Here is a 17,767-nt window from a genome sequence, read left to right as displayed (position 1 = left end):
CGTTGCGGTGAAAGGATTCTTCATGCGCACCACCCTGCTCCGAGCCGGGAGCCTGGCCGGGGTGACGGCTGCCCTCCTCGCCGCCTCCGCCGGTGTTTCCGACGCCGACGACGCCGTCGCCGGGTCCGCTTTCGGGGCCTCCGCCACGGTTTCCGTGCTGCCCGGCGTGCTCACCGACAGCAAGGGGATCACCGTCGAGACCGGGCAGCTCGCCGCGTCGAGCAGCACCGGTCCGGCTTCGGCGAGCGTCGCCGACGTTCCGCTCAAGGGCCTCGTCACGGCGAAGGCGATCAGCAGCTCCGTCGTGGACGGCGCCGGGACCGTGGCCGCGAAGGCGAGCGTCGCCGAGGCGACCCTGCCGCTGCTCGCACCGGTGGCCGGGCGGGTGCCGTCGATCCGGCTGATCAGCGCGCGGTGCGCGTCCGCCGACGGGCACGTCACCGGCAGCAGCGACCTCGCCGGGGTCAACCTCGGGCGGCTCGGCACGCTGCCCGCCGCCACCGGGCCGAACCAGCGGCTCGGGATCCCCGGCGTGGCCGAGGTGATCGTCAACGAGCAGCTCCAGCGCTACGACGGCAGCCTCGAAGTCACCGCGCTGCACGTCAAGCTCCTCGACGGCGACGCGAAGAAGCTCGGCAGCGGCGACATCAAGCTCGCGTCGGTCACCTGTGGCCCGTCGAAGGAGCACGCGCCCCAGGCGCCGCCGCGGCCGGGACAGGTCGTCGTCGTGCCCGCCGGTGCCCCGCAGACCGGCGACGGCAGCCTCGCCGCGGAGGGCTGAGCCGATGCCCCGCCGCGCGCTGCTGATCGGTCTCCTTTCCGTGCTGCTGGTGGGATGCGGGGCCCAGGCGACCCCCGCCGCTCCCCCGGCCGCGGCCCCCGCCACCACGGTCGTGCGGTCGCTGCCGACCGCGCTCGACGTGCCGGCCATCGGCGCGAAGTCGTCGCTGGTGTCGCTCGGGCTCAACCCGGACCGGACCGTCGAGGTGCCGCCGGTCGACCAGCCGCTGCAGGCCGGCTGGTACGAATACGGCCCCACGCCGGGCGAGGCCGGGCCGGCGGTCATCCTCGGGCACATCGACGGCGGCCACCGGAAGGGCATCTTCTGGCGGCTGCACGAACTCAAGCCGGGCGAAGAGGTGCACGTCGACCGGGAAGACGGCGGACGACTGACCTTCACGGTGACGAAGGTCGAGCAGATCGCCAAGAAGGAGTTCCCGACCGAAGCCGTCTACGGCGACACGACCGACCCGGAGCTGCGCCTCATCACCTGCGGCGGCCGCTACGACGCGGCGAGCCGCAACTACCTCGACAACGTCATCGTGTACGCGAAGCTCGTGCGCTGAGCGTCACGACGGCCGGTTGCCCGTCGGGATCTCGATGCTGATCGGCCGGGCCTCCGAGAGGAACAGCAGCGCCGCCTGGCGGAGGAACTCGTCGAAGGTCCAGTAGGCCGCCGGGGCCAGCGGGAACGGCAGGAGTCCTTCCCGGACGGCGATGAACGGGCCCCACGCGGTGCGCAGCAGCGGGTCCCAGACCGGCTCGCGCGGGATGCGCAGCCAGCCGGCGATCTGATCGCCGAGCATGAACCGGGTCATCGCGCCGAGGACGTGCGTGCTGAGGATGCCGCCGTCGACCGACGAGCCGAGGCCGAGCAGGATGCCGGCCAGCTCGATGCCCTCGTCGGTCGGCGCGAGCACCGGCGTCAGCACCTGATCGGCCTGGGCGTCGGCCTCGGCCCAGGACGCCGGGATGTACTCGTCCTCGATGCCGAGCAGGTGCGCGGTGAGCTGCCAGGAGTGCAGGAACCCCTCGGACTCCGCCCGCGGGATCGGTACCTCCCACGACGTCAGCTTCTTCATGACGGTGGTCGGCAGGCTGTGCCAGGTGACCATCATGTCCCGCTGGCTGATCGGGATCGTCTGGTCGGATCCCTGCTGCCACTGCGGGGACTGCGGCAGGAGGTGGCGCACGGCGGCGTGCACCAGGCGCGTCTTGACGCACGTCACGATCATCTCGCCGTCGGCGTCGAAAGCGTTGCGGGTCATGACGTCGTAACCGAGCTTGGCGGTCTTGGAGATGCGGTCCTTCATGGCCGCGCCGCCCTTGGAGTGGTAGACCGCGCGGGCTTCGTGCGGGATCACCGTGCTGACCATCCCGCTCGCGAGGCCGTAGAGCAGCCCGAGGTAGAGCCCGCGCTTTTCGGTGAACCGGAACGAACTCGCGAGCTTGCCCGAGTCGGCCCAGGCCGGCAGCCGCCGGGCCCGCTCGACGAAGTCCCGCACGTCCGCGGGGAGGCCGTCGGGCAGCGGCTGGCCGTTCTTCCGCCAGGTCCGCAGCAGTTCGTTGACGCGTAGCACGTCACCGCGGTCGATGACGGCGGCGAGCAGCGGGTCGGCTTCGGTGTCCCACACCCACCGGGGATCCGCGCCCGCCCCGGTGCCGGCGACCGACGCCTCCGCCGGCCACGTCCACAACGACGGCGACGCCACCGTCACCGCGCCCAGGATGCCCAGCGTCCCCCCGCGTTTCATCGCGAGCCGTCGGCTGACTTCGTCCTTGGCCATCGCTACTCCTCCGGAGCCGAGATCGATGATGATACTCTGATACGCGACTTGCCTCCTTGTATCAGACCACGGCCTTCCCGAGGTCACAAGCCCCGGAGTGGCAGGATCGGGAGGTGGCTTCGGAACCCGCGGTATCGCCGTTCACGTCCGCACCCGGCGCGGAATCGCTGCTGGAGCGCGCCTACGTCGACGCGCTCCAGCGGGTCGACGACGCCGACGAGGTCCGCGTCCGCGTGCTCGACGCCGCCTTCGAGCAGTTCTGCCGGATGGGCGTCCAGCGCTCCACGATGGAGGACGTCGCCAAGCGCGCCGGGCTGTCCCGCATCACCGTCTACCGGCGGTTCGCCACGAAGGACACGCTCGTCGAGCACGTCGTGCGCCGCGAGTACCGCCGCTACTTCGACCGCTTCCTGACCGAGATCAAGCAGGCCGAGACCGTCGCCGACCGGGTCGTGCTCGGCTTCGTGAGCTCGCTGCGCGCGATCCGCGGCAACCCGCTGATCGGCGGGCTGATCGCGGCCGAACCGGGCCTGCTGGCGTCGTCCATGATCACCGACGCCGGCCGGACGCTGGCCACCGTGCGGGAGTTCGTCGCCGGTCAGCTGCGGCGGGAGCAGCACGCCGGCACGGTGGCGGCCGGGCTGGACGTCGAAGTCGTGGCCGAGCTGATGGTCCGCGTGTCCGCCTCCTTCCTCGCCATCCCCAGCCGCGTCGTCGACCTCGACGACGACGAGCAGCTCGCGGCGCTGGCCCGGCGCTACCTCGTGCCGATGCTCGAGGCTTGAGTTCCGGCGCTCGGAGATATAAAGATACGTAAGAAGTAATCTTGTATCTCCGGCCGCCGGGAGCCTTCGTGGACTTGACCACCGAACAGCGCGACTTCGTCTCCGCCGTCGACGACTTCTGCCGGCGCGAGGTGGGCGCCCGCGACACCGCGCACGACGACGCGCTCTACCGCAAGATGGCCGAGCTGGGCTGGCTCGGCATCAACGTCCCGCAGGAGTGCGGCGGTGCCGGCCAGGGGATGCTGGACCTGGTGCTGTTCCTCGAAACGATCGCCTACCGGCAGGCGCCGATCGGCGGGTTCGCCACGTCGGTGATCACGGCCGCGTCGTACGCGAAGTTCGCGAGCGAAGAGCGCAAGCGGGAGGTGCTGGGCGACTTCCTGCGGGGCGAGGTGCTGGCCGTCTCGATGTCCGAACCCGGTGCGGGCTCCGACGTCGGCGCGCTGACGTGCAAGGCCGCCCGGCAGGACGGCGGCTGGGTCGTCGACGGCCAGAAGACGTGGTGCTCCAACGCCCACCTGGCCCGGCACATCCTGCTGGTCGCGCGCACCTCGGCCGACGGCGGCAAGCACGACGGGCTGACGACGTTCTCGGTCCCGGCCGGCGTCGACGGCCTGGCGATCCACGGCATCGACACGATGGGCGGCCGCGAGGTCAACGACCTGTACTTCACCGGGTGCGCGCTGCCCGGCGACGCGGTGGTCGGCGAGGTGGGCCAGGGCTGGCGGCAGCTGATGGCGGGGCTGAACCTCGAGCGGATGATCCTGGCCGCGCTGATGCTCGGCACCGCGCGCCGCGCGTTCGAGGACACCGTTTCGTACGTGCGCGAACGCCGTCAGTTCGGCCGGCCGGTCGGGTCGTTCCAGGCGTTGCGGCACCGCCTCGCCGACCACGCGACGGAACTGGAGTGCACCCGCCTGCTGGTCCACGACGTCGCCCGCAAGATCGACGCCTCGGGCGGGGAGCCGCTGCCGCGGGAGGCGTCGATGGCGAAGCTCAAGGCGACGGAGTTCGCGAAGGCGATGGCCCTCGACGGCATGCAGATGCTCGGCGGCTACGGCTACGCCACGGAGTACGGGATGGAACGCCTGGTCCGGTCCACCGTCGTGTCCACGGTGTACGGCGGGACGAGCGAGATCCAGCGGGACGTCATCGGGAAGACGTACGGCCTCTGAGACACCGTGTTTCGGTGGGGCCGGCCCGGGGAAGACCTGCCGGGGGCCGGCTCTCGAGGAGGTCGTCATGGCGGCAACACCGACGTCGTCCGGGGTGCGGACGTTGATCCCGGCGCGGATCGACCGGCTGCCCTGGTCGCGGTTCCACACCCGGATGGTCGTCGCGCTCGGGGTGGCGTGGATCCTCGACGGCCTCGAGATCACGGTGGCCAGCGCGGTCGCCGACACGCTGACGAGTCCCGAGACGCTGCACATGTCGTCGACGGCGGTCGGGCTCCTGGCGACGATCTACCTGGCCGGCGAGGTGGTCGGGGCGCTGTTCTTCGGCAGTCTTTCCGACAAGCTGGGCCGCCGGAACCTGTTCATGCTCACCCTCGCCGTCTACCTGGTCGGCAGCGGCCTGACCGCGCTGACCCTCGGCAACGGCGCGGGCTGGGTGGTCTTCCTGTACGCCACCCGGTTCGTCGCCGGCATGGGGATCGGCGGCGAGTACGCGGCGATCAACTCCGCCATCGACGAACTGATCCCGGCCCGCTACCGGGGCCGGGTCGACATCGCCGTCAACGGGACGTACTGGGCCGGCGCCGTGCTCGGGACGGTCGGCACGTACATCCTGCTCAACCAGGTGGACCTGTCCCTCGGCTGGCGGCTCGGCTTCCTGATCGGCCCGGTCCTCGGGCTGGTGATCCTGCTGGTGCGCCGCCACCTGCCGGAAAGCCCGCGCTGGCAGATCATGCACGGCCGGGCCGAGGCCGCGGAGGAGTCGATCGCGCAGATCGAGCACGAGGTCGAGCACGCGGGCAAGGACCTGCCGCCGGTCGACGAGAAGAAGGCGATCGAGGTGACGCCGGCCGAGCAGATCGGCTACGTGGCGCTGGCCAGGGTGCTGTTCCGCGAGTACCCGTCCCGGGCGGTGCTGGGCGCGTCGCTGATGATCAGCCAGTCGTTCCTGTACAACGCGATCTTCTTCACCTACACCCTGGTGCTGGGCAAGTTCTACGGCGTGTCCTCGGCGGCCACGCCCATCTACCTGATCGCGTTCGCGGTGGGCAACCTGGTCGGCCCGTTCACGATCGGCCACCTGTTCGACACCCTCGGCCGGCGCCGGATGATCTCGGGGACGTACGTCGTGTCGGGCGTACTGCTGGCCGTGACGGCGGTGCTGTTCTACGCGGGAGCGTTGAACGCGATCACGCAGACGATCGCGTGGTGCGTGATCTTCTTCTTCGCCTCGGCCGGCGCGAGCGCGGGGTATTTGACGGTGAGCGAGATCTTTCCCCTGGAGGTCCGCGCGAAGGCGATCGCGGTGTTCTTCGCGATCGCTCAGTGCTTCGGCGCTCTGGGCCCGGTCATCTACGGCGCGCTCATCGGTGCCGGCGACCATCCGGTCCGGTTGTTCATCGGGTACCTGCTGGGCGCCGCGGTGATGGTGGCCGGCGGGGTGATCGCGCGGTTCCTGGCGGTGGATGCGGAGGGCAAGTCGCTCGAGGACGTCGCACAGCCGCTGGCCGTGTCTGGACGGCGGGGGCGGACCCGGGCGGAGGGGGCCTCGTCGCCGTTCTCGACTTGAGTGAAGCGTGTCGGGAACGCCAAGTGTCCGCGCGGCGGTCGGCCACGGCTCTCGCCGACCCTGAACTCAGCCCTCAGCGAAGCGTGTCACCCACACGAGCAATCCGCGCGGCGATCGGCTGCGGTCGCACGCCCCCGGCCCTCGCCGATCCTGAACTCGGCAAGGCGTCTTGCCCACGCCAGCCGAACCGTCGCGAGCAATTCACGCGGCGGCCGGTCGCGGCCTCGCCGATCCGGACCTGAGCGAGTCCCCACCCACACGGGCTCCGCGGCCGTCGAGCCCGCCCCCGCAATCCGCGCGGAAGCGGCGTTCCCGGCCCGAACAAACATCGCGAATGACTCATTCGGGACCACCGACGTCCCGAATGAGTCATTCGCGGCATCGGTCCGGTCGCCGACCCGGCCGAGCCGGTTTACGCTCGGCAGGCGCCGGGTAAACCGCGCGCAGCGCACGGCCAGGGAGGTGACATGGGACCACGGCAATGGCTCGAATCCTGGCCCGTGTACCGCCAGCTCACCGGCACCGATCCGCTCGGCCGGGGCAAGGCCGCCGAGTCCGCGCGGTCCGAAGCGCTCGCCCCGCGCACCGCGAACGCCGATCGGGTGGCCAAGTCCGTCTGTCCGTACTGCGCCGTCGGGTGCGGGCAACAGGTCTTCGTCAAGGACGAAAAAGTCGTCCAGATCGAAGGCGACCCCGACAGCCCCATCTCGCGGGGGCGGCTCTGCCCGAAGGGGTCGGCCAGCAAGCAGCTGGTCACCGGGCCGCAGCGGGAACAGAAGGTCCGGTACCGCGCGCCCTACGCCACCGAGTGGACCGACCTCGACCTCGACACCGCGCTCGACATGGTCGCCGACCGGGTGCTCGACGCCCGGCGCAAGGGCTGGCAGGACACCGATGACCACGGGGCGCCGCTGCGGCGGACCATGGGCATCGCCAGTCTCGGCGGGGCCACCCTGGACAACGAAGAGAACTACCTGATCAAGAAGCTCTTCACCGCGCTGGGCGCGATCCAGATCGAAAACCAGGCGCGTATTTGACACTCCGCCACCGTTCCCGGTCTGGGGACTTCCTTCGGTCGCGGTGGCGCGACGGACTACCAGCAGAACCTGCAGAACGCCGACTGCGTCGTCATCATGGGCTCCAACATGGCCGAGGCGCACCCGGTCGGGTTCCAGTGGGTGATGGAGGCGAAGGCCCGCGGCGCGCAGGTGCTGCACATCGATCCGCGCTTCACGCGGACGAGCGCGCTCGCCGACGCCCACGTGCCGTTGCGGGCGGGGACGGACATCGCCTTCCTCGGCGGCGTCATCAACCACATCCTGAGCAACGACCTGGACTTCCGCGAGTACGTCGTCGCCTACACCAACGCGTCCTTCCTGGTGCACGAGGACTACCGCGACACCGAGGACCTCGACGGCCTCTTCAGCGGCTACGACGAAGCCAAAGCCGCCTACGACCCGGCGACCTGGCACTACGAGGACGTCCGGCCGCGGGACACCGGGCACGGCAAGGAAACCTCGCCCGCGGACCAGCACGGCTCGGGCGGGCCGGTGCTCGAAGGCGGCAGCGAGGAGATCGCCGCCGATCCGACGTTGCAGCACCCGCGGTGCGTCTTCCAGATCCTCAAGCGCCACTTCGCCCGCTACACCCCGGAAATGGTCGAAGCGACCTGCGGGACGCCGAAGGAGCTCTTCCGGCGGGTCTGCGACGCCTGGACGAGCAACTCCGGCCGCGAACGCACCGCCGCGCTCGTCTACAGCGTCGGCTGGACCCAGCACAGCGTCGGCGCGCAGTACATCCGCGCGGGCTCGATCATCCAGCTGCTGCTGGGCAACATCGGGCGGCCCGGCGGCGGCGTGTTCGCGCTGCGCGGGCACGCCAGCATCCAGGGCTCGACCGACATCCCGACGCTGTTCAACCTGCTGCCCGGCTACCTGCCGATGCCCACGCCCGAACAGCGCACGCTCGACGACTACCTCGAGAGCGTCACCGGGGACAAGCAGAAGGGCTTCTGGCGCAACGCCGACGCCTACACCGTGTCGCTGCTCAAGGAGTACTGGGGCGAAAAAGCCACCGCGGACAACGACTTCTGCTACGGCTACCTGCCGCGGATCAACGGCGACCACGGCACCTACCGCACGGTCATGGACATGGTCGACGGCAAGGTGTCCGGCTACTTCCTGCTCGGGCAGAACCCGGCCGTGGGGTCCGCGCACGGCCGGCTGCAGCGGCTCGGCATGGCCAACCTCGACTGGCTGGTCGTGCGCGACCTGACGATGATCGAGAGCGCCACCTTCTGGAAGGACGCGCCGGAGATCGAGACCGGCGAGATCACGCCGGAGACGTGCCGCACCGAGGTGTTCTTCTTCCCCGCGGCCTCGCACGTCGAGAAGGAAGGGACCTTCACCCAGACCCAGCGCATGCTGCAGTGGCGCGAAAAAGCCGTCGAACCGGCCGGTGACCAGCGTTCGGAACTGTGGTTCTTCTACCACCTGGGCCGCAAGCTGCGGGAACGGCTGGCCGGGTCCGCCGACGAGCGCGACCGGCCGCTGCTCGACCTCGCCTGGGACTACGCGGTGCACGGCGACGAGCCGTCGGCCGAGGACGTGCTGCGGCGGATCAACGGCCAGGACCTGACCACCGGCGAGGAACTCGGCGGCTACCTCGAGCTCAAGGCCGACGGCACCACCTCCAGCGGCTGCTGGATCTACTGCGGGGTCTACGCCGACGGCGTCAACCAGGCCGCGCGCCGCAAGTCCCGGTTCGAGCAGGACCACACCGCGCTCGAATGGGGCTGGGTCTGGCCGCTGAACCGGCGGGTGCTCTACAACCGCGCGTCGGCGGACCCGCAGGGCCGGCCGTGGAGCGAGCGCAAGGCGCTGGTGTGGTGGGACGCCGAGGCCGGCGAATGGACCGGGCACGACGTCCCCGACTTCGAGAAGACCAAGCCGCCCGGCCACGTCCCGCCACCCGGCGCGGTGGGCCCGGCCGCGCTGCGCGGCGACGACCCGTTCATCATGCAGGCCGACGGGAAGGCGTGGCTGTTCGCGCCGTCCGGGCTGGCCGACGGCCCGCTGCCGACGCACTACGAGCCGCACGAGTCGCCGTTCCGCAACCCCTTCTACGCCCAGCAGGCCAACCCGGCGCGGAAGGTCTACGGCCGCGGCGACAACCCGTCGAACCCGTCGCCGCCCGAGGCGCACGGCGAGGTGTTCCCGTTCGTCTTCACCGCCGCGCGGCTGACCGAGCACCACACCGCGGGCGGGATGAGCCGGACCCTGCCGTACCTGTCGGAGCTGCAGCCGGACCTGTTCGTCGAGGTCTCCCCCGAGCTGGCGGAGCTGCGCGGGCTGGTGCACCTGGGCTGGGCGCACGTCGTCACCTCGCGGGCGGCCGTCGAGGCGCGCGTCTTCGTGACCGACCGGCTGCGGCCGCTGCGGGTGCAGGACCGGGTCGTGCACCAGGTGTGGATGCCCTACCACTGGGGCGGCTCCGGCCTGGTGCCCGGCGACGTCGTGAACGACCTGTTCGGCGTCGTGCTGGACCCGAACGTGTTCATCCAGGAGAGCAAGGTCGCCACCTGCGACGTCCGGCCCGGCAAGCGGCCGCGCGGCGCCGCGCTCACCGCGTACCTCGCCGAGTACCGGGAGCGCGCCGGGATCACGCCGGAAACGGGTACCCGGGTGTCGACGGCGCACGAGACCCGGCACGTCGAACCCGGCCACGAGGAGGACGCGACATGAGCATCGAGGACCGGTTGTCCGGCCCGCTGCCGGACGTCGCCGGGGAAGCCGGGCACACCGGGCACCCGCCGCGCGTCGGGTTCTTCACCGACACGTCGGTGTGCATCGGCTGCAAGGCCTGCGAAGTGGCGTGCAAGGAGTGGAACGCCGTCCCCGAAGACGGGCTCGACCTGCTCGGGATGTCGTTCGACAACACCGGCGCGCTCGGCGCGAACACGTGGCGGCACGTGGCTTTCGTCGAGCAGCCGAGTCCGCCCGGCGCTCCCCCGCCGAACGCCCCCGAGGACCTCGGCATGCCGGCGTTCGACCTGCCGGGCGCGGAGACCGGCGCCGACGGCCGGACCGACTTCCGCTGGCTGATGTCGTCGGACGTGTGCAAGCACTGCACCCACGCCGGCTGCCTCGACGTCTGCCCGACCGGCGCGCTGTTCCGCACCGAGTTCGGCACGGTCGTGGTGCAGCAGGACATCTGCAACGGCTGCGGCTACTGCGTTTCCGGCTGCCCGTACGGCGTGATCGACCGGCGGCCCGACGACGGGCGCGCGCAGAAGTGCACGCTCTGCTACGACCGGCTGCACGACGGCCTCGAACCGGCGTGCGCCAAGGCGTGCCCGACCGACTCCATCCAGTTCGGCGAGCTCGACGAGCTGCGCGAGCGGGCCGCCCACCGCGTCGAGCAGCTGCACGAACGCGGGGTCACCGAAGCCCGGCTCTACGGGCACGACCCGGCCGACGGGGTCGGCGGTGCCGGCGCGTTCTTCCTGCTGCTGGACGAACCCGAGGTCTACGGCCTGCCGCCGGACCCCGTGGTGCCGACCCGGGAACTGCCCGCGATGTGGAAGTACGCCGGGGTGGCGGCCTCGGCCCTGCTCGCCGCCGCCTTCGCCGCCTTCGGAGGACGCCGCCGATGAGTCCCCGCAAGTCCCGCCGCTCCCGCGAAGAGCTGATGGTGCCCGACGCCGAGTTCCGGTCCTACTACGGGCGGCCGGTGCTCAAGCCGCCGGTGTGGGAGTGGAAGGTGCCGGCGTACCTGTTCACCGGCGGGCTCGCGGCGGGCACGTCGCTGCTGGCCGCCGGCGCCGACCTGACCGGGCGGCCGCGGCTGCGCCGGGTGGGCCGCACCGGGTCGATGGCGGCGCTGCTGGCCAGCGTCTACCTGCTGGTCGCCGACCTCGGCCGGCCCGAGCGGTTCCACCACATGCTGCGCGTCGCGAAACCGACGTCCCCGATGAGCGTGGGCACGTGGATCCTCAGCGCGTTCGGGCCCGGGATGGGGATCGCGGCGGCCGCCGAGGTGCTGCCCGCCGGGCGGTGGCCGGGCAAGCTCGCGAGCGCGGTGGCCCGCCCGGCCGGGCTCGCGTCGGCGGTCATCGCCCCCGCCGTCGCGTCCTACACGGCGGTGCTGCTGTCCCAGACGGCGGTCCCGGCCTGGCACGAAGCCCACCCGCAGCTGCCGTTCGTCTTCACCGGCTCGGCGGCCGCGAGCTCCGGCGGCTTCGCGATGGTGCTGGTCCCGGTCGAGGAAGCGGGGCCGGCCCGGGCGCTGGCCGCGATGGGCGCGGTGACCGAGCTGGTGGCGTCGAAGGTGCTGGAACAGCGCCTCGGCCCGACGGCGGAGGCGTACACCACGGGCAAGGCGCACCGGCTGCGGAAGTGGTCCGAGCGGCTGACCGCGGCGGGCCTGCTGGGCACGCTCGTCGGCCACCGCAGCCGCGCGGTGTCGGTGGCCGCCGGCGCGGCGCTGTTCGCGGGGAGCGCGCTGCAGCGGTTCGGGGTGTTCGAGGCGGGCGTCGAGTCCACGAAGGACCCCAAGTACGTGGTCGTGCCCCAGCGCCGGCGCGCCGAAGCAGCCTCGTCCCGGCCATGACGCCCGCGATCACGGCGGCGAGGATCCCGGCGTAGCCCAACGTCCGCGCGAGCCGGCGGCGGCGATCAAGCCCATCGCGGCGCCTTCCAGCCCCAGTACGCGGCCGTGGCCGGCGGCCGGGTGGTGGTCGGCGAGCAGGGCGGTCGCCGTGGTCATCACGGTCGGCGAGCACCGGCACCAGCAGCTGGGCGTGCGGTTCGGCGGCAACTTGAGGTCAACAGTCCACAGTGGAGCATGGCCGCCACGTTGCAGCGTGCATGCCTGGGACCTTCCGGCGAACGCCGCTTGACCGGCGGTCCACCCCGCGATTATGGTCGGCGTCCCCCATCAATGTTAGCGCTAACTCATGCGAGCCGAGAAGGTCACCGACGATGACGAATCCCCGCGGTGCGGTGACGATCACCGACGTCGCGAACGCGGCCGGGGTCTCGGCGAGCACGGTGTCGTACGTGATCACCGGCAAGCGGACGATCTCCCCGGCGACCCGGCGGCGGGTCGAGGAGACCATCCGGACCCTCGGCTACCGGCGCCGCACCGGCTCCCCCGCCCCGGTCCCGGCCCGGGCCGGCGTGCTCGCGGTCGCGGTCCCGCTGCCGGGCGAGGGCCACCTCGGCGTCGCGATGGAGTTCTTCGCCGCGGCCGCCGGTGCCGCCCGCGCGCACGGCTTCGACCTGCTCCTGGTCACTGACGACACGGGCACGGCGGGCCTGCACCGGGTGACGTCGGCCGCGCTGGCCGACGCGGTGCTCGTGCTGGACGCGGGCGACGACGACCCGCGCGTGCCCGTCCTGCTCGCCTCGGGCCGCCCGGCGGTGCTGGTCGGCCGGCAGCGCGGCCCGGCCGCCGTCCCCCTGGACTTCGCGCCGGCCGGCCGCGCCTGCGCCGCCCACCTCGCGGGCCTCGGCCACCGCTCGATCGCCCACCTCACCCCCGCTCCCCCGCGCCGGATCGGCTACCTGACGGGCTTCCTCGAGGCCGCCGCCCACCGTCGGCTGGAAGCGCTTTCTCGGCCGTGCGCACCCGAAGACGTCCCCCGCTGCCTGGACGAGCTGCGCACCCGCCGCGGCCCGACCGCACTGGTCGTCCACGACGAAGCCGTGCTCCCGCCGCTGCTGGCCGAGCTCCGGCGGCGCGGGCTGCGGGTGCCGGAAGACGTGTCGGTCGTGGCGGTCTGCTCGGCCACGACGGCGAACCACGGGTGGACCCGGCCCACGGCGGTGGCGGTCCCGGCCCGCGAACTCGGCGTGCTTGCGGTGGAACTGGCCGTGTGCCGGCTGGACGGCGTGCCCACGGCCGAGCCGGAGCCGGTGACTCCCGCGCTCGTGCTCGGTGAGACCACCGGCCCGCCCGGGGGGTGAGGTTCAGCGGGCCGGCTCGTCGAGGCCGAGCGCCGCGACCAGGTCGGCCACCCGGTGGTGGGCTTCCAGCGGGTGACGCAGCCGGCCTTCCGGGTGGATCTTGTAGTGGTTGCGCCGGCCGACCCGCTCGCGCTCGAGGTAGCCCTCCTCGATCAGGTCGCGGAGGATGAGCTGCACCCCGCGTTCCGTGATGCCCACCCGGGTGGCGATGTCGTGCAGCGTCCGGTCGGGATCCGCGGCCACGCACAGCAGCACGTGCGCGTGGTTGCTCAGGAACGTCCACGAAGCCATACCGGCCACAGTAGACGTCCGAACTTGACAGACGAAGTGCAGTTCGTCATTCTGGAGGCACGGAGGGGAGTACCCGCCCGGTCCGGCATCGTCAGTCCGGCTGCCCGTGCGCAGTCCGGTGCCGGCGTCACACCACGTGTGACCGGGGAGACCTCTGGTTCGTCACCGAACCGGAGGAGTATGCATGACCGTCCCCTTCTGGGCCTGGCTCGCCGTGCTCGGCGTCATCCTGGCGATGCTCGCCGTCGACCTGGCCGCCCACCGCCGCGCGCACGTGGTCGGCGTCCGCGAAGCCCTCGCCTGGTCCGGTGTCTGGGTCACGCTGGGGCTGGCGTTCGGCGCCGTCGTCTGGTGGGCCTGGGGCGCGGAGTTCGCGGGCCAGTACTTCGCCGGCTACGTCATCGAAAAGTCGCTGGCGGTCGACAACGTCTTCGTGTTCGCGATCATCTTCGGGTACTTCGCCGTCCCGCGCGAGCACCAGCACCGCATCCTGTTCTACGGCGTGCTCGGCGCGCTGGTGTTCCGCGCGGTGTTCATCGCGGCGGGCTCGGCGCTGATCGCGAGCTTCGCGTGGATCCTGTACGTCTTCGGCGCTTTCCTGGTGGTCACCGGCGTGCGGATGGCGCTGCACCGCGAGCAGGAGGTCGACTACGAACGCAACATCGTGCTGCGCGCGTTCCGCCGGATCGTCCCCACCACGGACCGGCGGCACGGCGCCCGGTTCCTGGTGCGCGAAGGCGGCCGCTGGGTGGCGACGCCACTGCTCGCCGTCCTGGTCCTGATCGAGGTCGTCGACGTCGTCTTCGCGGTCGACTCGATCCCGGCGATCTTCGCGGTGACGCAGGAGCCGTTCCTCGTGTTCACGTCGAACGCCTTCGCGGTGCTCGGCCTGCGGGCGATGTACTTCCTGCTGGCCGACGTCATGCACCGGTTCGTGTACCTCAAGATCGGGCTGGCGCTGGTGCTGGTCTGGGTGGGCGTGAAGATGCTGCTGCTGGACGTCTGGAAGATCCCGACGGCGCTTTCGCTGGGCGTGGTGGCCGCGATCCTCGCGACGGCGGTGGGCGCCAGCCTGCTGCGGACCCGCTCTTCGGCGTAATTCGCTTGCCCCCTCCCGGGCCCGGCGATGGACTGTCCCGATGAAGATCCGCTCGACCACCGGCCAGGACCTCGACGCCTTCGTCACCACGTTCCACACCGCGCTGGGGAACTTCCCGGAAACCCCCGGCGCGGCCGGCGGAGTCTGGTGGTCGGCGCTCGAAATGGACCGCAACCTGCTGGCCGTCACCCCGGAGGGACGGCCGGTCGGCACCGCCGGCGCGTACTCCTTCGAGCTCACCCTGCCCGGCGGCGGCCTCGCCCCCGCGGCCGGGGTGACCGCCGTCGGGGTGCTGCCCACCCACCGGCGGCGGGGAGTGCTCAGCGCGATGATGCGCCACCAGCTCGCCGAGCTGCGCGAGCGCGGGGAGTTCCTCGCCGTGCTGCTGGCTTCCGAAGCCGTGATCTACCGCCGGTTCGGCTACGGGCCGGCGACCTACACCCAGCAGCTGACCGTGCCGCGCCACCAGGCCGGGCTGGCCCTCCCCCGGGCCCGCACCGCGGCGGCGGCGCCCGGCTCGGTGGAGGTGCTGGCGCGCGCGGACTGCGTCGAGACGATGGAAGCGGTCTACGACGCTTACCGCCGCGCCCAGCCCGGTGCGCTGTCGCGGCCGCCGCGCTGGTGGAGCTCGGGCGCGGGGAAACCCCCGATCGCCCCGGCGCCGCGGTACGTGGCCGTCCACCGCGACGCCAGCGGGGTCGCGGACGGCTACGCCAGCTACGCGATCGGCGGGCCCCGGACCTTGACCGTCGACGAGATCATCACCGCCGACGACGCCGTCTTCACCGCGCTCGCCCGCTTCCTGCTCGAGCACGACCTGGTGTCCGACGTCGTGCTCAAGCACGTCCCGCCCGGGCACCCGCTGCGCTGGCAGCTCACCGACTTCCGCGCGGGCCAGGTCGGCGACGACACGGACTGGCTCTGGGTCCGGCTGCTGGACGTCCCCCGCGCGCTGACCGCCCGCGGCTGGTCCGCCGACGGCGAGCTGGTCCTCGACGTCACCGACCCGTTCCTCGCCGAGCGGAACCGCTACCTGCTGACCGTCCGCGACGGCAGGGCCGAGTGCGCGACGACCGGCCGCGACCCCGACCTCTCCCTGGACGTGAGCGACCTGGGCTCGATCTACCTCGGCGGCACGACCCCCGGCACGCTGGTCCGCGCCGGCCACGTCGAGGCCCACCACCCGGCGGCGGCCGGGGCCGCCGACGCCCTCTTCCGCACCGAGCGCGCGCCGCACTGCCTGCACTGGTTCTAGCGGCACCCGCCCTGGTCAGCCCGCCGGGACGGGTGACCAGGGCAGGACCTCGCCGTGGCGGACCAGCTCGCCGTAGTGGGCGGGATCGACGGGCCGGAACACGAGGTCGAGGAGCCCGGCCGCGGCCTGCGCGGGGCTGGGCGCGTCCCGCACGTCCCACCACAGGGCGGAGGTCGGGGTGTTCATCATCCCGGGGCAGACGGCGGCGAGCAGGATCCCGCGGTCAAGGTCGGCCGCCCGCCGGTGCGCGGCCAGCGTGCGCACGGCCGCGACCTGGCCGATCTTGGACGGGATGTTGACGAAGCCCGGCCAGTCGCCGCCGCGGGCGCTGCCGTCGGCGACCGCGTCACGCCACGCGGCGACCTGCTTGTCCAATTCGTCCAAAGAGGACAGTCCGGTGAACCGCGGGTGCAGCGCGGGCGCGAGGTGGTTCAGCGTGCCGAACGAGCTGGCCACGACGAGGAACCGGCCGTCGTCGCGCAGCAGCGGCGCGAAGGCCCGCAGCAGCCGGGTGGTGCCGAAGTTGTTGACCTCGGCGTATTCCCCGACGATCTCGCGCGGGTCGTCGTCCGGGCCGACGCGCATGACGGCGTTGCCGATCACGACGTCGACGCCGCCGTGGCGCTCCCGCAGCCGCCGGGCGAGCCGCGCGGCCGCTTCGGGGTCGGCGACGTCGAGGACTTCGCCGCGGATTTCGGCACCGCCGGCGGGCATGGCTTCGACGGCTTGGCCGACGCGCGCGGCGTCGCGGCCGGTGAGGTAGACGGTGTCCGCGGGGGACAACCGCTGGGCGAGCCCTTCGACGAGGGCGAGCCCGAGGCCCTGGGTGGCGCCGGTGACGAGGGCGGCTTTCGCGTTCATGACTCCAAGCTAGGACGGCCGCGAGCATGCGAAAAGCGAAAGTACGGCAGACCTGGTATGCGTAGACGGCATGGCTTTCTCCGACGCTTCCCTGACCGCGCTGCGGGTGTTCCGCGAGGTCGCCGAGCGGGGCACGCTCACGGCCGCGGCCGCGGCGCTCGGCTACACGCAGTCCGCGGTGTCGCGGCAGATCGCGTCGCTGGAACGCGCGGCGGGGGCGCCGCTGCTGGAACGCCGGCCCGACGGCGTGCGGCTCACCGCGGCCGGGCAGATCGTGCTGCGCCGCGCCACCGGGGTCGTCGACCAGCTCGACGCGACCGCGCGCGAGCTGGCCGGGCTGCCCGCCGAACGGGGCACGGTCCGCCTCGGCTGGTTCCCGACCGCCGGCGCCGACCTGCTCCCCCGCGCGCTCGCGGCCCTGCGGCGCACCGACCCGGCGATCACGGTGCTCAGCCGCGAGGGCGGCACGCCGGCATTGGTCCGCGCCCTGCGCGCCGGCACGCTGGACGTCGCCCTGCTGGCCTCGGCACCGCCGTTCCGGCCGCCGGACACCGAAACGCCGGCGCTGACGGTGCACACGCTGGCCGAGCGCAGCCTGCGCGTCGCGGTGCCCGCCGACGACCCGCTCGCCCGCCGCGGCTACGTCGACGTGGCCGACCTGCGCGGCCGCCGCTGGATCGCGGGTTCGGGCGACGACCGGGTGCTGGGCGTGTGGCCGGGCCTGGACGAGCGACCGGAGATCGCCCACACCGCGCGCGACTGGCTGGCCAAGCTGCACCTGGTGGCGGCCGGCTGCGGAATCACGACGGTACCGGGCGCGCTGGGACCGGCAGTGCCACCCGGGGTTCGGGTGCTCCCGGTCCGCGGCGGCCCCGGAGAGCGGCGCCGGGTGCTGCTCGCACACCTGCCGCGCGAGCTGCCGGAACCCGCGACCCGGCTGGCAGCCGCCTTGCGCGCGGCCGCCGTGGAGGCTGAGGCGTAGACGAACCCCCGTCGGCTGCGGGATCGGTGCCGGGCACGCTTGAGCCGGTGATGCCGGGCGGCGTTCGCGTGCTCCCGATCCGTGGCGGACCCGGAGAGCAGCGCCGCGTCCTGCCGCGGGAAATGCCGGAACCCGCGACCCGGCTGGCAGCCGCCTTGCGCGCGGCCGCCGTGGAGGCTGAGACGTAGACGAACCCCCGTCGGCTGCGGGATCG

The 17,767-nt window shown here is 72.5% G+C and carries 16 protein-coding genes; 12 read left to right on the top strand and 4 right to left on the bottom strand.

Translation table 11 applies throughout. The features are described 5' to 3' along the window. Positions 1-22 precede the first annotated feature (22 nt). The gene (locus AB0B33_RS39825; RefSeq protein ID WP_360781765.1) at positions 23-781 is read left to right on the top strand and encodes a choice-of-anchor P family protein; all 759 of its coding nucleotides are present in this window, start codon (positions 23-25) and stop codon (positions 779-781) included. Positions 782-785: 4 nt separating this feature from the next. After that, positions 786-1,346: a class F sortase gene (locus AB0B33_RS39820; protein WP_360781763.1), complete on the top strand. Its 561-nt coding sequence runs from the start codon at positions 786-788 to the stop codon at positions 1,344-1,346. A 3-nt stretch (positions 1,347-1,349) separates the two neighbouring features. On the opposite strand, the gene AB0B33_RS39815 is transcribed toward AB0B33_RS39820, so the two are convergent. Then, entirely contained in the window at positions 1,350-2,567 is a 1,218-nt protein-coding gene (locus AB0B33_RS39815; protein ID WP_360781762.1) for an oxygenase MpaB family protein, read from the bottom strand. A gap of 113 nt (positions 2,568-2,680) precedes the next feature. Between AB0B33_RS39815 and AB0B33_RS39810 the strand changes: the two genes are divergently transcribed. From AB0B33_RS39810 to nrfD, 6 genes are all read left to right on the top strand, one after another. Beyond that, positions 2,681-3,352, top strand: a complete 672-nt coding sequence (locus tag AB0B33_RS39810) for a TetR family transcriptional regulator (RefSeq protein ID WP_360781760.1) — start codon at positions 2,681-2,683, stop codon at positions 3,350-3,352. Positions 3,353-3,420: 68 nt separating this feature from the next. Beyond that, positions 3,421-4,527: an acyl-CoA dehydrogenase family protein gene (locus tag AB0B33_RS39805; RefSeq protein WP_360781758.1), complete on the top strand. Its 1,107-nt coding sequence runs from the start codon at positions 3,421-3,423 to the stop codon at positions 4,525-4,527. 67 nt (positions 4,528-4,594) lie between these two features. Further along, the gene (locus tag AB0B33_RS39800) at positions 4,595-6,097 is read left to right on the top strand and encodes an MFS transporter (RefSeq protein WP_360781757.1); all 1,503 of its coding nucleotides are present in this window, start codon (positions 4,595-4,597) and stop codon (positions 6,095-6,097) included. Between the two features lie 467 nt (positions 6,098-6,564). Then, the gene (gene fdh / locus AB0B33_RS39795; protein ID WP_360781755.1) at positions 6,565-9,840 is read left to right on the top strand and encodes a formate dehydrogenase; all 3,276 of its coding nucleotides are present in this window, start codon (positions 6,565-6,567) and stop codon (positions 9,838-9,840) included. Then, on the top strand, positions 9,837-10,751 hold the full coding sequence (locus tag AB0B33_RS39790) for a 4Fe-4S dicluster domain-containing protein (RefSeq protein ID WP_360781753.1): 915 nt from the start codon (positions 9,837-9,839) through the stop codon (positions 10,749-10,751). The genes fdh and AB0B33_RS39790 overlap by 4 nt, the downstream gene beginning before the upstream one ends. After that, positions 10,748-11,707: an NrfD/PsrC family molybdoenzyme membrane anchor subunit gene (nrfD, locus tag AB0B33_RS39785; RefSeq protein ID WP_360781751.1), complete on the top strand. Its 960-nt coding sequence runs from the start codon at positions 10,748-10,750 to the stop codon at positions 11,705-11,707. Before AB0B33_RS39790 ends, nrfD begins: the two co-directional genes overlap by 4 nt. A gap of 9 nt (positions 11,708-11,716) precedes the next feature. Here nrfD and AB0B33_RS39780 read toward each other — a convergent pair whose 3' ends face one another. Then, complete coding sequence (locus AB0B33_RS39780) at positions 11,717-11,863, bottom strand: hypothetical protein (RefSeq protein WP_360781749.1); 147 nt, start codon at positions 11,861-11,863, stop codon at positions 11,717-11,719. Between the two features lie 215 nt (positions 11,864-12,078). Between AB0B33_RS39780 and AB0B33_RS39775 the strand changes: the two genes are divergently transcribed. Continuing rightward, entirely contained in the window at positions 12,079-13,065 is a 987-nt protein-coding gene (locus AB0B33_RS39775) for a LacI family DNA-binding transcriptional regulator (RefSeq protein ID WP_360781747.1), read from the top strand. A 3-nt stretch (positions 13,066-13,068) separates the two neighbouring features. On the opposite strand, the gene AB0B33_RS39770 is transcribed toward AB0B33_RS39775, so the two are convergent. Beyond that, complete coding sequence (locus tag AB0B33_RS39770) at positions 13,069-13,356, bottom strand: winged helix-turn-helix domain-containing protein (protein ID WP_360781746.1); 288 nt, start codon at positions 13,354-13,356, stop codon at positions 13,069-13,071. Positions 13,357-13,540: 184 nt separating this feature from the next. Between AB0B33_RS39770 and AB0B33_RS39765 the strand changes: the two genes are divergently transcribed. Next, positions 13,541-14,455, top strand: a complete 915-nt coding sequence (locus tag AB0B33_RS39765) for a TerC family protein (protein ID WP_360781744.1) — start codon at positions 13,541-13,543, stop codon at positions 14,453-14,455. Between the two features lie 40 nt (positions 14,456-14,495). Further along, positions 14,496-15,710, top strand: coding sequence for a GNAT family N-acetyltransferase (locus tag AB0B33_RS39760; RefSeq protein ID WP_360781742.1), 1,215 nt, complete (start codon positions 14,496-14,498; stop codon positions 15,708-15,710). Positions 15,711-15,725: 15 nt separating this feature from the next. On the opposite strand, the gene AB0B33_RS39755 is transcribed toward AB0B33_RS39760, so the two are convergent. Next, positions 15,726-16,571, bottom strand: a complete 846-nt coding sequence (locus AB0B33_RS39755; RefSeq protein WP_360781740.1) for an SDR family NAD(P)-dependent oxidoreductase — start codon at positions 16,569-16,571, stop codon at positions 15,726-15,728. 70 nt (positions 16,572-16,641) lie between these two features. Between AB0B33_RS39755 and AB0B33_RS39750 the strand changes: the two genes are divergently transcribed. Next, a complete protein-coding gene (locus tag AB0B33_RS39750) occupies positions 16,642-17,553 on the top strand; it encodes a LysR substrate-binding domain-containing protein (RefSeq protein WP_360781738.1) in 912 nt (303 codons plus the stop codon). The last annotated feature ends 214 nt before the right edge of the window (positions 17,554-17,767 follow it).

This window comes from Amycolatopsis sp. NPDC049159 (genome assembly GCF_040648295.1).
GTDB classification, from domain to species: domain Bacteria; phylum Actinomycetota; class Actinomycetes; order Mycobacteriales; family Pseudonocardiaceae; genus Amycolatopsis; species Amycolatopsis pretoriensis_A.
Note: the sequence above shows the minus strand (reverse complement) of the source record. Positions and strands in the feature narration are given on the sequence as shown.

What these genes read in the sequence shown, in the direction of transcription:
- AB0B33_RS39825 (WP_360781765.1), top strand. Translation starts at nt 23, where the DNA reads ATGCGCACCACCCTGCTCCGAGCCGGGAGCCTGGCCGGGGTGACGGCT.
- AB0B33_RS39820 (WP_360781763.1), top strand. Translation starts at nt 786, where the DNA reads ATGCCCCGCCGCGCGCTGCTGATCGGTCTCCTTTCCGTGCTGCTGGTG.
- AB0B33_RS39815 (WP_360781762.1), bottom strand. Translation starts at nt 2,567, where the DNA reads ATGGCCAAGGACGAAGTCAGCCGACGGCTCGCGATGAAACGCGGGGGG.
- AB0B33_RS39800 (WP_360781757.1), top strand. Translation starts at nt 4,595, where the DNA reads ATGGCGGCAACACCGACGTCGTCCGGGGTGCGGACGTTGATCCCGGCG.
- AB0B33_RS39790 (WP_360781753.1), top strand. Translation starts at nt 9,837, where the DNA reads ATGAGCATCGAGGACCGGTTGTCCGGCCCGCTGCCGGACGTCGCCGGG.
- nrfD (WP_360781751.1), top strand. Translation starts at nt 10,748, where the DNA reads ATGAGTCCCCGCAAGTCCCGCCGCTCCCGCGAAGAGCTGATGGTGCCC.
- AB0B33_RS39780 (WP_360781749.1), bottom strand. Translation starts at nt 11,863, where the DNA reads ATGACCACGGCGACCGCCCTGCTCGCCGACCACCACCCGGCCGCCGGC.
- AB0B33_RS39775 (WP_360781747.1), top strand. Translation starts at nt 12,079, where the DNA reads ATGACGAATCCCCGCGGTGCGGTGACGATCACCGACGTCGCGAACGCG.
- AB0B33_RS39770 (WP_360781746.1), bottom strand. Translation starts at nt 13,356, where the DNA reads ATGGCTTCGTGGACGTTCCTGAGCAACCACGCGCACGTGCTGCTGTGC.
- AB0B33_RS39765 (WP_360781744.1), top strand. Translation starts at nt 13,541, where the DNA reads ATGACCGTCCCCTTCTGGGCCTGGCTCGCCGTGCTCGGCGTCATCCTG.
- AB0B33_RS39760 (WP_360781742.1), top strand. Translation starts at nt 14,496, where the DNA reads ATGAAGATCCGCTCGACCACCGGCCAGGACCTCGACGCCTTCGTCACC.
- AB0B33_RS39755 (WP_360781740.1), bottom strand. Translation starts at nt 16,571, where the DNA reads ATGAACGCGAAAGCCGCCCTCGTCACCGGCGCCACCCAGGGCCTCGGG.
- AB0B33_RS39750 (WP_360781738.1), top strand. Translation starts at nt 16,642, where the DNA reads ATGGCTTTCTCCGACGCTTCCCTGACCGCGCTGCGGGTGTTCCGCGAG.